A 15,017-nucleotide genomic window follows, 5' to 3' on the forward strand; every position below is an offset into this window, starting at 1 on the left:
TTTATCTAAGCGTCCTTCACGAATCGCTCGTCCTTGATTCCTAGTCGCAGCTTCCATTCCATCGCACTGCAATACAGCACTGGCACGACCAGCATCGTCATGATCTCGATCGTCATGCCGCCGAAACTTGGAATCGCCATAGGAACCATGATGTCGCTACCTCGGCCGGTGGAAGTGAGGACGGGGATGAGTGCTAGCAGCGTGGTTGCCGTGGTCATCAAACACGGTCGTACGCGGCGCATGCCGGCGGTGACGGTGGCTTCGCGAGCGTGTTTGGCGTTTTCGATGCGGTCCTTGCAGAAACTTTCGTCGAGGTAAGACGCAATCACGACGCCGTCGTCGCTGGCGATGCCGAATAGCGCGAGGAAGCCGACCCAGACTGCGACGCTGAGGTTGATCGTTTTGACTTGAAACAGCTCACGCATGTTGGTGCCGAGCAAACTGAAGTCGAGGAACCATTCGGTGCCGTACAACCACAGCATGATGAAACCGCCAGCCCATGCGATCAGAATGCCGCTGAAGACCAACGAGGTCGTGATGGCGGATTTGAACTGCATGTACAGAATCAAGAAAATGATCCCGAGCGCCAGTGGCAGCACGATCGCTAGCGTTTTCTGCGATCGGATTTGGTTCTCGTAGTTGCCTGCGAATGTGTACGTCACTCCGGCCGGCAGCGTGAACTCGCCCGAGTCGATCTTTGATTGCAAGAATGCCTGAGCTTCTTCGACGACATCGACTTCCGCTTCGCCAGGCTTCTTGTCGAACAGGACGTAGCCGAGCAAGAACGTGTCTTCGCTCTTGATGACCTGCGGGCCGCGTGTGTAGCGAATGTCGGCGAGTTGTCCGAGCGGAATCTGCGGCCCCATCGGCGTTGGGACCAGGATGCGATCGAGCGATTCCAGGTCGTCGCGTAACTCACGGGCGTATCGCACTCGAACGGGGAATCGTTCACGGCCTTCGACAGTCGTCGTGATCTGCCGCCCGCCGATCGCGACTTCGATCACATCCTGAACGCTGCGGATATGCAACCCGTATCGTTTGATTGCGTCGCGGTCGATGTCGATTTCCAAGTACGGCTTGCCGACGATACGATCGGCGATGACGGCGGATGATTGAACGGTCGGGATTTGCTTCAGCAGCGACTCCAATTCCAAGGCAACTCGCTCGATCGTTTCTAGGTCCGGGCCTTTGACCTTCATTCCCATCGGCGCACGCATGCCGCTTTGCAACATCACAATCCGAGCGGCGATCGGTTGCAGTTTCGGTGCCGACGTCGTGCCGGGGATTTGGGCCGCCGTCGTGATCGCTTGCCAAATGTCATCCGGCTTGCGAATCTCATCTCGCCATTGTCGCAGCGGTCGGCCGCCGGGATCAGGGATCAGCTCGCCTGCTTCGTCGCGGACAAATTCTTCGGATCCGTTGTCGTAGCGAAAGTTCAGCCGATGACCGTTTTGATCGGTTTTGTATTCCGACTTGTAAGTGATGTAGGTTTCGAGCATCGAAACGGGAGCCGGATCGAGCGGCGTGTCGGCGCGACCGATCTTGCCGACGACCGATTCGACTTCTGGAATCGAAACGAGCAATCGGTTTTGCAACTGCAACACGTCGAGTGCTTCGCCGATCGAAGCGTGCGGCATCGTTGTCGGCATGTAAAGGAACGAGCCTTCGTCGAGCGGTGGCATGAACTCTTTGCCAAGACCCGGCAGTAAGTTGCTTGCTGCTTTCCAAGGAGCGGTCTGTCGAACGGTCGTTTCAGAAACGCCAACGATCGAGAGCGTCTGGGGGACGAACCCGAAGACCTTGTCGAAGCCCAACCAAGCCGATCCGCCGAACATCAGGATCGCAGTTGGCAAGCAAAGAAATGCAAGTTTGTGATTCAGGCACCAACGGAGGATCGGTTCGTACAGGAATCGCTGAAAGACGGTAAAGAACCCGAGGATGCTCCCGATTAATCCGCCGACGAACAGCAAATTCAGCAGCAAACCTTTCTGTGGCCCCAGCGGCAGCCATTCCTGAGTCAGCAACACCCCGACGACCAACGCCGCGAGTGCACTGGCTGCGTACGGACCGTAACGCTGGAACCGTTCGGGAATCCGTTCTTCGTACAGCTTGTATGCCGACAACACGATCAAGATTGCACCGACCCACCACGTCAGCAGCATCGACGCGGCGATGCCCAGGATCAGCAACGCGAACCAAGCTCCGCGACGCAGGCTCTTGGATTCAATGCGTCCCCCCATCAGGACGTGGGCGGCTGGCGGAATGATGGTCAACGCGACAATCACTGACGCAGCGAGCGCGAATGTCTTGGTGAACGCGAGCGGCCGAAACAGTTTTCCTTCGGCACCTATCATCGTAAACACGGGCAGGAAACTGACCACGGTGGTTGTCACGGCGGTCAGCACCGCACCGGCCACTTCGTGACTGGCCTTAAAGATCAACGTCATCTTGTCGTCTTCGGGATCGGCCTCATCGAGATACTTGAGAATATTCTCCGTGACAATGATTCCCATGTCGACCATTGTCCCGATCGCGATCGCGATGCCTGACAACGCCACAATGTTGGCGTCGACGCCGAAAGTCTTCATGGCGATGAAGCACATCAGTACCGCCAGCGGTAACAGCGAGCTAATCAGGAACGAGCTGCGCAGATGGATGACCATCACCAGGATCACGATGATCGTGACGAGGATTTCTTCAAAGAGCGCCGTGTTTAGCGTGCCCAGCGTTTCGTAGATCAAGCCCGTACGATCATAGAAGGGAACGACCGCGACTTGGCTGGTCGTGATCCAGGTCGGCCACTGTTCTTGAGGCATGCCACGAAGATGTTTCACCCACGCATCACTGCTGGGGGGTGTTCCTGTGATCGGTTCCAGGTCATGCTGATCAGCGTACAGATCAACTTCATCGGCCGACGCCTTGGTGTAATCAACGAGCACCTTCGTCGGCAAACCCGGCGAGACTTCTTTAATACGTTGCTTGATGTTCTTGATCGCCGCCAATGGGTTGTACCCATAACGCACCACCGCAACGCCACCGACGGCTTCGGCACCAGCTTTGTCGAGCGCACCGCGACGAAGCGCTGGCCCAAGTGATACGTTCCCAACATCGGCAACGGTGATCGGAACATTGTCAGTCACCTTCACGACGGTCTTTTCGATGTCTTCGATGCTCTCGATAAAGCCGAGACCGCGGATGACGTATTCGGCCTTGTTCAGTTCGATCGTTCGCGCACCGACATCGACATTCGTCATGCGAATGGACTCAAACACGTTGGCCAGCGTCACGCCAGCGGCCCGCATCGCGTCGGGGTCCACGTCGATTTGGTACTCTTGGACGAAGCCGCCGATCGAAGCGACTTCGCTGATGCCTTCGGCCGAAGTCAACGAATAGCGAACGTAGTAATCCTGGATCGTCCGCAGCTCTCGCAAATCCCAACCACCCGTCGCGTTGCCATCCGGGTCACGGCCTTCGAGCGTGTAGAGATAGATCTGTCCAAGCGCCGTCGCGTCCGGTCCCAGCGTGGGTTGCACACTTTCCGGCAGGGTTCCAGCCGGAAGACTGTTCAGTTTTTCTATCACCCGCGTTCGCGACCAATAGAAGTCCGCGTCTTCGCCAAAGATGATGTAGATCGACGAGAATCCGAACATCGAATAGCTGCGGATCGTCTTCACTTCAGGAATACCGAGAAGCGCGACCGTCAGCGGATAACCGATTTGGTCCTCCACGTCTTGCGGGCTACGACCCATCCACTGCGTGAACACAATTTGCTGGTTCTCGCCGATGTCCGGAATCGCATCGACGGGTACGGGATCGCGAGGCAACGCTCCGGTGTCCCAGTCGAATGGAGCGACCATGACGCCCCAACCCATCGTCGCAATGACCAACAACAAAATGACCAGCTTATTGGTCAAGCAGAACCAGATCAGTCGACCAAGGATAGAGCGTTTCGCGATTTCAATGGTCTCATCGTTGTTTGTCATGCTAAATTACTTGGCCTACAGCTTTTCGACTTTGTCGGCACACTTCAGCATCGAAGCGCCGTAGTACGGATTGCGAACCGCGTCATCGGATTGAAGCCACGACGCACCGCGACCCTCGAAGGCCATCGGGCAATGAAGCTCATAGAGGGTTTCGTCGGTCGGCAGTCCGAACATCCGCTCGAGACTCAACATCTGCTCGGACAGTAAAGCGAACCCGCTACGCAAGGGTTCGAGATCGTTCGCCTTCTGCAGTCGTGCAATGATCTCAGACAAGTCGCGTTTCTCTTTGCTCCACACTTCGACCGATTTGGCTTTGGAGACGATCGGCAGCAAGCCGGCCAATCTCCGATGCAACGGTTCGACTGCTCGCTTCGCCGCTTCCATGTCGTCGGCCGAGAGTGCTTGACTAAGTTGCAAGTAAGGAGCGACAAAACCACTGAGTTGTTCAACGACTTCTGGCGGAGCGTCCATGGTCGCCATCGCTGGCATCTGCATTTCGTCATGCGACATCGGCAACGGAAACTGACCCTTCATCTGATCGACGTGCTGGCGAGTCAACGCGAACACCCGATCGGCATCACGCATGGAATTGACCTCGCGGCCTTCGGTGACATCGTTCCGCAATAGCATCGCAACCTCGAACCACTGCGGTCGCATTTGAGGACCGATCAAGTCTGCCGGGACGGCCTCCACATTTTTACCCAGTTGACCGTAGCCTTCGCGAATCGCTGCGAGGTTCGCCGCTTCGACCTTTTCTAGAATCCTTTTGTATCGCTCAACAATACCTTGCATCGCGTCACGTACCGCTGCAGCCAACTCCATCGGACTCGTGTCCATTTTCACACCTTCGTCTGCCTTAGGCATTTCCATTCCGCCGTGGTTGTGGCCTCCCCCGCCGCCACCTTGCGGCGTCATCATTGAGGGCTTCGCAGAAATCTGCAGCGCACTATCGAGTTTGAAGTTGCCGTTGGTCACGACCAAGTCGCCTTCTTCGAGCCCGGACTTCACTAGGTAGAAGTCGCCGGCTCGCGGCCCGATCACGATCTCGCGACCGGCGTATGTCGGCTTCTCTGCATCGGGAATCTGGACGTACACAATCGCTCGCGTTCCAGTCAGCAGCACAGCCTTTACGGGAACGATTAAAGGCTTCGCGGCATTCGTTGGCTCCGCTGTGACGTAGCCAAGCGACTCGGCTCGCACCAACGGCATGCCGCAAATGTCACAATCGCCCGGTTGGTCCTTGATGATTTCCGGGTGCATCGGACTGATCCACTTTCCCGCCAGCGAAGCATTCAGTACTCGACCGCCGGCCGCGATATTGCTCTGCACGATTGCGCCACGAACATTTCCGGCTTCAAGCGACCATCTTCGTTCGGCACATTGACTCGAACCTTCACGGTTCGCGTGTCCTCGTTAAGTATTGGGTCAATGAACGCGATTCGGCCGCGGAACACCTCGCCGGGATATGCTTCTGTCGTGAACTCGACGTCTTGCCCGTACCGCAACCAAGCCAGGTCCGATTCGTAAGCATCCATCTGAACCCATAAGACCTTCAGGTCAGCGACGGTGTAGATGCGGTCGCCAGTTTGAACACGGTCGCCTTCTTGCTTGTTCTTCGCAACCACCACGCCGCCGGCAGGTGAATAGATCGTTACGGTCTCGGACGACTTACCTCGCTGTTCGATGGCCTGAATTTGCTCTGAGGTCAAACCGAGCAAACGCAGCTTCTCGCGAGCGGATTCGGCAAGATCAAGTGGTTCGATGAAGCGTGAGGTACTCAGCGGTCGATCACGCTTCGTCACGGAAAGCAATTCTTCTTGAGCCGTGTAAAGTGACTCGCTGTAAATTTGCACCATGTGATCGCCCTTGTTGACTTCGACGCCCGTGAAATCAACGAACATGCGTTCCAAGCGACCAGGCACCCAAGCGGTGATGTGTGCGAGGCGAGTTTCGTCGTAGTCGATCTTGCCGACCATGCGAACTTCGGCCGTCACATATTGCCGACGCACGGGACTGACTTGCACCTTCATCAGACTCTTGATTTCTGAACTGATCGAAACCGTGCGGACTCCGTCGGCCGATTCCCTGACTGGCACCAAGTCCATCCCGCAGATCGGACAACTGCCTGGACCGTCCCGACGAATCTGCGGGTGCATGCTGCACGTCCAGATCGAAGGCTTGGATTGAGCTTCCCCCGTAGCGGAAGTCGCAGAGACTTTCGACTCGCCTGATTCCCCGCCACCAAACCACGAGGCAACGAACACACCGAACAGCACAAACGCTACCGCCTGTGCAATCCAGAGTTTTCCGCGGTGTCGTTTGATCAGTTCGTTCATGAGATTTCCTTAAGACTTGTCCAACCAATTCACCAGCGTCGCCACTTCTTCTTGATCGCGAACGCCGACGGCGGTCACACTTCGTGTGCCTTGCTTCCAGGTCGCCGCGATGCTGGAATCGAGATCAACGAGACAGCAATCCTTGTCGCCACACATCGCCATCGTAGAGGGACGATCGCCGAACCACGCGGTGTCTTCGTCGTCGTGCTCAAACAACACCAATGTCGATCCGTCACTGCGTTTGCAAACCGCTTTCACGCACGTGCAACACGGCATCTTCAACACGCTGGTCGACGCCAATGAATAACCCTCTGGCAATCCGCCTGAGATGATCGGTCGATAGCCGACCAACCTCACAGCACCATCCGAGTCGACGGTTTCGCCGCTGTACTTCGACAGCAGCATCTTTTCCGCAGCGTCCGGATCGCTGGGCAATTTCTGCAAATAGTCGGTCATCACGCCGGCGAACTCGGCCATGTGCTCGGCTGGCATCTTATTGTTGTGGGTATGCCCGTCGCTGCCGTGCATCGCCATCTTACCACCGTTGCCAGCCATGTCGTGCTTATTGTCGCCGCCGTACCAAAGTCCCGCACCCAGCAGCACCAAAACGGACGCCGCCGTCGAAACCAATCCCGCCCCGTACGGTGACTCGCGAACCCAAACGCCAAATCTCCGCGACAGTGTTACCGGCTCTGCTGGCGTCGGAAGCTCACGTTCAATTCGCTGCCACAGATCGGCCGGTTTCGCCGGGACGGGAGCCTGATAGAAAATCGAACCAAGCGATGCGATCGCTTCCAGTTCGGACGAACACGCTGAGCACGATTCGACGTGTTTCGTGATCACAGCAACCTGCGCAGCCGACAACTCACCGTCGTGGTAGGCCGACAGAAAAGGCTGCACCGATTGGCACTCGTTCGTAGACATGACCCGCTCATTCTCCAGGGGCGTTTTTGCTGACGTGGTTTTGGATGCTCGACGAGTCCATTTCTTCACGGTTTCAGCAGAAAAAGATAATTCTCTCGCCAAGTCGTGAAGAAAGCCACGCCCCACGCATCCAAACGCACATTCGACGGAACATCCGCCCTCGTATCTCTGCAAAGGCAAATCCAATGCGTTTGACAAAATCGCTTCCCGTCCTGCTTGGCGGTCTACTCGTACTGGGTCTCTACGGCTGCAAAAAGCCCGAGACCGATCCCATCATTCCGCCGGCGACCCCCGCCAGCGAAACAGCCGATGACCATTCGGATCATAACCACGGCGAACACGCCGACCATGACCACGCCGCCATGGATGCCGATTCACCGATGGCCAAGATGATGCTCGGTCTGAAAGAACTGTCGCCGGAAGACTCCAAGTCCGCGATGGCCCAACACATGTGCCCCGTCAGCGACGAGATGCTCGGCACGATGGGAGCCCCGGAGAAGGTCGATGTGAACGGCAAGTCTGTGTGGATTTGCTGTGACGGCTGCAAGGAAAAACTGCTCGCCGACCCCGACAAATATCTCTCAAAATTGAAGTAACCGGCAACGACAAAGCTTAATCCCGAAAGTACCAATGGCCACGAATGAGTTCCTGAAACAGATTTCCTCCACGAGACAGACAACGACGATGCAAAGTGTCTTGAGCGTCATCGACGACTACACGTTCGATAAACGCTACAAGCTTGATACCCGAACCGAGGTCGCAATCAACGACCTGGACATCAGCGAAGAAGACAAACAGCACACTGGTAAAATACAAGCCAACGCGTGCGAGGTACTTTCGCAAGATCGTGGACAAGGTCGACCTCCCTGACGAAGGCGTGTTCGTCGACGTTGGATGCGGCAAGGGCCGAGTCTTGTTGCTCGCTACGGAACACGGATTCGACCAAGTCCTCGACTTGGAAATCTCGCCCGCGTTATGCCGGATCGCGGAGCGAAACGTCGAGGCGTTCGGCAAGGTCTGTCCCAATGCTGATTCGATCAAAGTCACCTGCACAAATATTCTCGACTATCAGATGGCCGGAAACGAAACCGTCTTCTTTCTCTACTCACCGTTAGACTACCCCGTTACCGATCGCTTCCTCGAAATGATCCGGTCGTCGCTCAAGGAACACCCTCGCGACCTTTGTTTGATCATCGACGAATTTCGGTTCCCAGAGTTGTTGGCCGACGCCGAGTATTTCGAGCAGTCCCTGATTTACGAGTACGGATCGGCTGTCTTCCACGTGTATCACCACACAAGCTAACCCACGACGGATCGCCTTTCTCCCAATTTCCTCCGCAACGGAACATTCCATGAGACGTCAATTCTTCGCAACCGTATGCACTGCCGCACTGTTGGCAGCACCCCAGTTCGTATTTGCCCAAGAAGCGGCCACACCGCACAACCACGCTGACCATGACCACGCGGCTCACCAGCACGCCGGTCATGCCGCCGAAGCGATCGCAGCACCCGATGCGACTGGCACCTTGAAATTGCGTGTCGGCGACAGCGAGAAGGAATACAACTACGAACTCAAGACACTGAACAACCTCGCCATCGGAGTCGGCGTGGATCTTTCCAAGGTCGCTGATCAGCCGCTGCACATGAACGTCCAGATCACAAACATCGGCAGCGAACCGCTCGGCTTCCACGCGATGGGGAAACTCGCCAGTGGCAAACTATCCGACGAGTTACTCATCAGCCTTCAAGCCACGTGCCCCGTTAGCGGCCAACCACTCGGCTCGATGGGCAAGCCACCCAAGATCTCGATCGGCGACAAATCGCTGTTCGTTTGCTGTGCCGGCTGCACGAAGAAAGTCGAAGCATCGCCGCAGCAATATCTGACCGAGTACTACACCGCCAAAGGCGAACAGGTCCGCGAAGGTGTCTTCCAGTCGACGCTCGCCGACGCCGACGCCGACGCCGACGCGATCGCCGCTCAGAAAACGTGCCCCGTGATGGACGAACCACTCGGCGGCATGGGCGTCCCCGGCAAAGTGAATGTGAACGGTAAAGCCGTCTACATCTGCTGCCCCGGCTGCGCCAAAAAGCTAGCCGCCGAGCCAGACAAATACCTCGCCGCCTTAAAAGCCAAAGGCGTCACACCGCCCGCGTTCTAGCAGCGACACTATTCTTGGTTTCTCTAAGCCGCATTACCCAGCGTTCTCGGCCGGTCTCCCAAGAGACCGGCTCTTCTTAGGAGGTAGCAAAAACTAGTCTCGCAAAAAGCGAGCGTTTTGCCGAGCCAAACCCTTTTCACGTTGGGACCGTCAGGGCGATTAAGACATTCCTTAACCCGGAGCGGCAGAGAAACAAAGAAATCCCGCCCAGAGAGGCCAAATCACCGCCGATCCCATTACCCAATTCATGACGCGGGCAGAGAAACGAAGAACTCGGCCGGGCGTCGGTGAATTCGCAAGCACCGCGAAATACGGCGTAAAAAAAAAGGCTGACATGGGAGCCATGTCGACCCCTTGTTCACATCAGGGTCGGAAACGCCTTTGATCGTTCCGAGAAGTTGTGGGAATCGGATTCGGATCAGCGACTGCGGGGTTATGAACTGGACCGATATTTCGCTGCATCGGTCAACTCGACCGATGCGACTTGGCAATTCTGCTACGGCGCGGCGGTTGGACAAACCTCCGCAACTCAGCCAGCCGCGAAGCTTGCTTCGGTCTTGGCCACCTCGGCGTATTACCGCGGCGACAGAACACCGTTTTGGACGCGAAAACGTGTCTTTTTTTGTCGAGTATCCAGAACTTTGGGCAGGCAGCTCGAGTTTCCACGTTTTGACCCGAATCTTTGGCCAATTGGTGTCACTATTAATAGGGAAGACTTAGATTTCCTGAGTCCCCGGAACCCCCGCCAAAGCCCCGTCGTTCAGTCATCTCACTCAGAGATGCCTGGATTGCGGGGCTTTTTTCGTTTCTATCCCATCGACTTTGAAGGAGACCCAATGGCTTTTGCCGTTCTGGCGGCCAGCAGCGTGCTGGTCGTGCTTCTCACCCTGGCTTGGGCGAAGGAGATTCGACTCAGACGTGCTCTGCAGTCACTCCTGGCCCGAGTCTTTTCCCAATGGAGAAATCCTCGTGAAGCAAATGAACCATCTTCGACGCGTCGTGATGTACCTGGCTCTGCTGATTCTCAGCGTCGCAGGGTGCAGTGACTCATCTGACGAACGGCTTGCTGACTTCGCTCAACAATCGATGACCGAACAACGCAAGCAGAACGATCGGCTCGCTGATCAGTCGCAAGCCGTCGTGGCCGAAAGTCATCAACTCGCGGAAACGGCGAAGGAACTGGTCAAAAGCGACGCGGAAGCTCGCCGGGAACTGATCGCCGCCCAAACTGCGATGACTTCGCAGCTCAATGAGCAGCAATCGGTCATCTACTCTGGCCATGACCAGCTCGAACAGGATCGTCGCGATATCGCATCGCAACGCCATCGCGATCCCATCATCGCAACGGTGATTCAGAACTTGGGACTGACCGTTGCGTGCGTGCTGCCGCTCGTCGTCGCGGTGTTTGTGATCCGCCAGATGCAATCGCAGGAACCGGACCATGCGGCCGTCGCTGAGATGCTCATTCTCGAAATGACATCGGATGAACCAAGGCTGTTGTCCGGTCCCATGACTCGGCGTCCAGCTCTGGAACACGACGACGAGGAAACCAATCACGCATTGTTCAGTGGTGACTCGACGGATGACGTCGAGCCACCCCGCTAACCATTTCACTCAACACAAGGAGAACCAATCCATGAGTCACATCGTGGAAATCAAAACGGAAGTCCGAGACGAGGTCGCAATTGGCTCCGCCTGCCAGCGTCTCAAACTGGATCCACCCACGCGGGGCACGGTCAAGCTGTTCAGCAGCGAGGCAACCGGCGTGATCGTCAACCTTCCCGGCTGGCGATACCCGGCTGTGTTCGACACACAGACAGGCGAGGCCCGTTACGACAACTACGGCGGCCACTGGGGCAAGCAGGTTCAACTCGATCGCTTCTTGCAAGGCTACGCCGTCGAGAAGGCGAAACGGGAAGCTCACCTGAAGGGTCACACCGTCACGGAGGTGTCACTCGCGGACGGTTCCATCAAGTTAACCGTCACGGTGGGAGGTGCCGCATGATGCCAACCATCGAAATCGTCGTCTCGCCCACGGGCCAAACGCAGGTTCAGACCAAGGGTTTTACAGGCAGCCAATGCCGTCAGGCCAGTCAGTTCATCGAAACGGCACTTGGTCAACGCACCAGCGAGCAGCTGACCGCTGAATTTCATCAATCGGCAAGTCAGCAGCAATCCAATCAACAACATCAATAAGAAAGGAGATCAACCTTGAAACTCAACACTCGCCTCACGGAGTACGTGAGAGCCTGTTTTACCGGCATCTGGATCGAGTCCCACGAGCACCAGGATGCCCTCACCGAAATCGCTCAGCTCTGCCGCGATCAACAGTGGCAACTGGCAACGTGGGACATTGAAACCGGACTGAACGTTCCCGATCAACCGCAACAGGACACGATCGGCAACGATCCGTTGACCGCGATCCGGTCGATCAACGCTCTCGCCTCGCCTGATGGCACAGCGATTCTCGTGCTGCAGAACTTTCATCGGTTCTTGCAATCCGCTGAGATCGTCCAGGCACTGGCACGTCAGATCGTGGCTGGCAAACAGAACCGCACGATCGTGGTCGTGCTTTCGCCGGTGGTGCAGATCCCGACGGAACTCGAAAAGATGTTCGTCGTGATGGAGCATGACCTGCCCAACCGCCAGGAACTCGATGAGATCGCTCGGGGAATCGCCACTGAAGAGGGGGAATTGCCGAAAGACTCTGAACTTCAAACGGTGATCGACGCCGCGGCTGGCTTGACTCGCATGGAAGCCGAGAACGCTTTCAGCTTGTCACTGGTCCGTCAGGAACGGATCACTGCCGATGCGGTTTGGGAAATGAAGACCCAAACGCTCAAGAAAAGCGGATTGCTTTCGCTGTATCGCGGCGGCGAGGACTTCAGCAGCCTGGGAGGCCTGTCGGCACTCAAGGCTTTCTGCAAGCGGGCCATGCTGCATCCGCAGCGAGGAAACCCGCTGAAGCGATCGCGGGGCGTTTTATTGCTGTCACCACCGGGCTGCGGCAAGTCGCAATTCTGCAAAGCCCTCGGCAAGGAGGTCGGTCGCCCGGTGTTGAATATCGATGTCGGCAGTCTGATGGGTTCGCTCGTCGGCCAGTCGGAGGAACGCACTCGCCAGGCACTGAAGATCATCGATGCGATGGCGCCCTGCGTGGCGATGATCGATGAAGTCGAAAAGGCATTCGCGGGAATGAACGGCAGTGGAGACTCAGGCGTGGCATCACGGATGTTCGGCACGTTCCTATCGTGGCTCAATGATCACGAGTCGGATGTGTTCGTGGTTTGCACAGCGAACGACGTCTCGAAGCTGCCACCCGAGTTCAGTCGCAGCGAGCGTTTCGACGGTGTGTTCTTTCTCGATCTCCCCAGTCGTGAAGAGAAGGATGCGATTTGGAAGCTTTATCGGGATCTCTATGAAATCGACTCGGCACAGAGTGCTCCCGATGACACCAACTGGACTGGGGCCGAGATCAAGTCGTGCTGCCGTCTGGCAGCGTTGCTTGATCTGCCTATGAATCAGGCGGCTCAGAACGTCGTGCCGGTGGCGGTGACTGCGTCAGAGTCCGTGGGACAGTTGCGTTCTTGGGCCAGCGGTCGATGTCTGTCGGCCAGTCGCTCCGGCATCTATCAGCAGACCAACGGGACTCCAAAGGCTCGTCGCCGCGTCAATCGAGAACCGTCGAACAACTGAACTCCGTTTCTAAATTCCGGTTCTTAAAATCCGGATTTTAAACCTAGCCGGACGGTGTCCTCACGTGGGATGCCGTCCGGCTGATCGTCAACTGGCTGGGCGTTCGTAAGTCACTGAGCTCGTCCCAGAAGGAGGCCATCAAAGCCGCATCGAGAAGTAGATTCGTCCCCAAGATTGCGACAGCAATCCTCGAACACCTGGCGACCGCTAGCTGTTCTATCAACTCGTTTTTTGCCACCCCTGCCGGGAGTCGATCATCGCGATCGGCTTCCGGCTTTTCTTTTGGAGATTTTTGACATGTCCACTGTCCTCGAAGAGCCGACGTCCCAAAGCGTCACCACCTCCAGCGATCGACTGCGGTCAACGATGGCTGCGGCCAGGCTGAGTTTCAACTGGCTCGGCGTCCGCAAGACGCTGACGTCGGAACAGAAGACTCAGGCTGCCGATTCCTTCGACGCGGAGTCGAAATACCTGTCGGCGTCGAAGAAGCTGATCGATACGACTCATCCCGCGTACAAAGCGGTCACGTCGGTTCGATCGCGAGCGGTGTCGTACTGGAAGACGGTGTCGCTGCCCTATCCCGAACCGGGATTGCGGCTCATCAAGCGTGAAACCATCGGTGACTTCGATTCGCAGATGGAAGTGTTTCGCGATGAGTTGGCTGTTGCCGTTTCCGAACTCGATCTGCATTTCGCTGAAATGCGTGAAGCCGCTCGTGACCGACTCGGCGACCTGTTCGATGTGAGTGACTATCCAGCCACGCTGGTCGATGAATTCGCGATCACGCACGACTTTCCGGCTGTCGAGCCGCCCAACTACCTGCGGCAGCTCAACCCGGAAGTTTATGAATCGGAATGTCGCCGCGTGCAGTCTCGCTTCGTCGAGGCTGTCGAGCTTGCCGAGCAAGCGTTCTTGGAAGAGCTCGCGAAGCTCGTCGAACACTTGACTGAGCGGATCGCTGGTCAAGAGGACGGCAAGCCGAAAGTCTTCCGCGACTCGGCTGTGACGAACCTGAACGAATTCTTCGATCGATTCCGATCACTCAACATCGGTTCGAACGAACAACTCGATCAATTGGTCAGTCAGGCCCGAGCGGCAGTCAATGGAATCGGGCCGCAGGAATTGCGGACGAGCGAGCAACTTCGCCAGAGTGTTTCCACTCGAATGGCGTCGGTGCAAGCTGGTCTCGATCAACTTCTGGTTGATCGCCCACGCCGCAATATCCAGCGACGACCCCGATGAGCGGTGACATGAAAATGGTCATCACGCCGGCTGGGATTGTGCGAACCGTGTACTGCGAAGCGATCGAGCTTCACAGACTCGGGAGCATCGATATACGCCGTGGTTCGCACGTTGAACCTACCGACGACGGCCAATGGATGGCCGACCTTTCACCCGTTGACGGTCCGATGCTCGGTCCGTTCGACATCCGTAGTGAGGCACTCGATGCCGAACTTCAATGGCTCAACGAGCACTGGCTTTTGCCCGCGTCGCGTTAAGCCTTCAACAATCGATTTGATTCTTTCCCAGCCCTCGCGAATTGGCACCATGCCGATCGACGAGGGCTTTTTCGTTGACACCTTCCAACTCAGGAACCATGCCCATGTTTCAAACAGAAATGTACCGCAACATCGCTCGTACCACCGGCGACTCTGTCTCCACCATCAAGCGTCTCGGCTTTCTGATCGCCAATCCCTCGCAGCCGATCAGCGATCCGGAAGCCGAACACCTCGGCCCCCACGTCATCGACTGGGACGAGTTCGAGGCCCACCAAGAGGACTTCGATGTGACCACATCATTCGATTTTGCAGCGTTGTAAACCGAACACCGGTTTCACCGTTGCAACCCACGACCGGCGGCACTCTGAACGTGTCGCCGGTCGTTCTTTTGTCTCCCGCGGAACCCGACGGCGACGACAC

15 protein-coding genes are annotated in these 15,017 nt (G+C 56.7%); 11 read left to right on the forward strand and 4 right to left on the reverse strand.

Annotated features, from left to right (window positions below):
- Positions 1-5: 5 nt before the first annotated feature.
- The 4 genes from SH410x_RS21240 to SH410x_RS21255 are packed head-to-tail and all read right to left on the reverse strand — an operon-like array spanning position 6 to position 7,243.
- On the reverse strand, positions 6-3,983 hold the full coding sequence (locus tag SH410x_RS21240; protein WP_473670547.1) for an efflux RND transporter permease subunit: 3,978 nt from the start codon (positions 3,981-3,983) through the stop codon (positions 6-8).
- A gap of 15 nt (positions 3,984-3,998) precedes the next feature.
- A complete protein-coding gene (locus tag SH410x_RS21245; RefSeq protein WP_473670549.1) occupies positions 3,999-5,312 on the reverse strand; it encodes a DUF3347 domain-containing protein in 1,314 nt (437 codons plus the stop codon).
- Positions 5,276-6,319, reverse strand: coding sequence for a heavy metal-binding domain-containing protein (locus SH410x_RS21250; RefSeq protein WP_473670551.1), 1,044 nt, complete (start codon positions 6,317-6,319; stop codon positions 5,276-5,278). The genes SH410x_RS21245 and SH410x_RS21250 overlap by 37 nt, the downstream gene beginning before the upstream one ends.
- 9 nt (positions 6,320-6,328) lie before the next feature.
- Positions 6,329-7,243, reverse strand: coding sequence for an anti-sigma factor family protein (locus tag SH410x_RS21255; RefSeq protein WP_473670553.1), 915 nt, complete (start codon positions 7,241-7,243; stop codon positions 6,329-6,331).
- 185 nt (positions 7,244-7,428) lie between these two features.
- Between SH410x_RS21255 and SH410x_RS21260 the strand changes: the two genes are divergently transcribed.
- The 11 genes from SH410x_RS21260 to SH410x_RS21310 all read left to right on the forward strand — a co-directional run bounded on the left by SH410x_RS21260 (position 7,429) and on the right by SH410x_RS21310 (position 14,917).
- Positions 7,429-7,839 carry a hypothetical protein gene (locus SH410x_RS21260; RefSeq protein ID WP_473670555.1) on the forward strand — a complete coding sequence of 137 codons (411 nt, stop codon included), beginning with the start codon at positions 7,429-7,431 and terminating at the stop codon, positions 7,837-7,839.
- A 34-nt stretch (positions 7,840-7,873) separates the two neighbouring features.
- Positions 7,874-8,113, forward strand: coding sequence for a hypothetical protein (locus SH410x_RS21265; RefSeq protein ID WP_473670557.1), 240 nt, complete (start codon positions 7,874-7,876; stop codon positions 8,111-8,113).
- Positions 8,091-8,546 carry a methyltransferase domain-containing protein gene (locus SH410x_RS21270; protein ID WP_473670559.1) on the forward strand — a complete coding sequence of 152 codons (456 nt, stop codon included), beginning with the start codon at positions 8,091-8,093 and terminating at the stop codon, positions 8,544-8,546. The genes SH410x_RS21265 and SH410x_RS21270 overlap by 23 nt, the downstream gene beginning before the upstream one ends.
- A gap of 49 nt (positions 8,547-8,595) precedes the next feature.
- On the forward strand, positions 8,596-9,402 hold the full coding sequence (locus SH410x_RS21275; protein ID WP_473670561.1) for a hypothetical protein: 807 nt from the start codon (positions 8,596-8,598) through the stop codon (positions 9,400-9,402).
- Positions 9,403-10,371: 969 nt separating this feature from the next.
- A complete protein-coding gene (locus tag SH410x_RS21280; RefSeq protein WP_473670562.1) occupies positions 10,372-11,007 on the forward strand; it encodes a hypothetical protein in 636 nt (211 codons plus the stop codon).
- A gap of 31 nt (positions 11,008-11,038) precedes the next feature.
- Positions 11,039-11,407 carry a DUF1257 domain-containing protein gene (locus SH410x_RS21285; protein ID WP_473670564.1) on the forward strand — a complete coding sequence of 123 codons (369 nt, stop codon included), beginning with the start codon at positions 11,039-11,041 and terminating at the stop codon, positions 11,405-11,407.
- Positions 11,407-11,598 (forward strand): DUF2997 domain-containing protein, encoded by a 192-nt coding sequence (locus tag SH410x_RS21290; RefSeq protein WP_473670566.1) that lies wholly within the window; start codon positions 11,407-11,409, stop codon positions 11,596-11,598. Before SH410x_RS21285 ends, SH410x_RS21290 begins: the two co-directional genes overlap by 1 nt.
- Positions 11,599-11,613: 15 nt before the next feature.
- Positions 11,614-13,098: an AAA family ATPase gene (locus SH410x_RS21295; RefSeq protein WP_473670568.1), complete on the forward strand. Its 1,485-nt coding sequence runs from the start codon at positions 11,614-11,616 to the stop codon at positions 13,096-13,098.
- Between the two features lie 297 nt (positions 13,099-13,395).
- On the forward strand, positions 13,396-14,340 hold the full coding sequence (locus SH410x_RS21300; protein ID WP_473670570.1) for a hypothetical protein: 945 nt from the start codon (positions 13,396-13,398) through the stop codon (positions 14,338-14,340).
- Positions 14,337-14,597, forward strand: coding sequence for a hypothetical protein (locus SH410x_RS21305; RefSeq protein ID WP_473670572.1), 261 nt, complete (start codon positions 14,337-14,339; stop codon positions 14,595-14,597). Before SH410x_RS21300 ends, SH410x_RS21305 begins: the two co-directional genes overlap by 4 nt.
- Before the next feature lie 104 nt (positions 14,598-14,701).
- A complete protein-coding gene (locus SH410x_RS21310; RefSeq protein ID WP_473670574.1) occupies positions 14,702-14,917 on the forward strand; it encodes a hypothetical protein in 216 nt (71 codons plus the stop codon).
- Positions 14,918-15,017 lie beyond the last annotated feature (100 nt).

The sequence above is a fragment of the Rhodopirellula sp. SH410 genome (assembly GCF_055811895.1).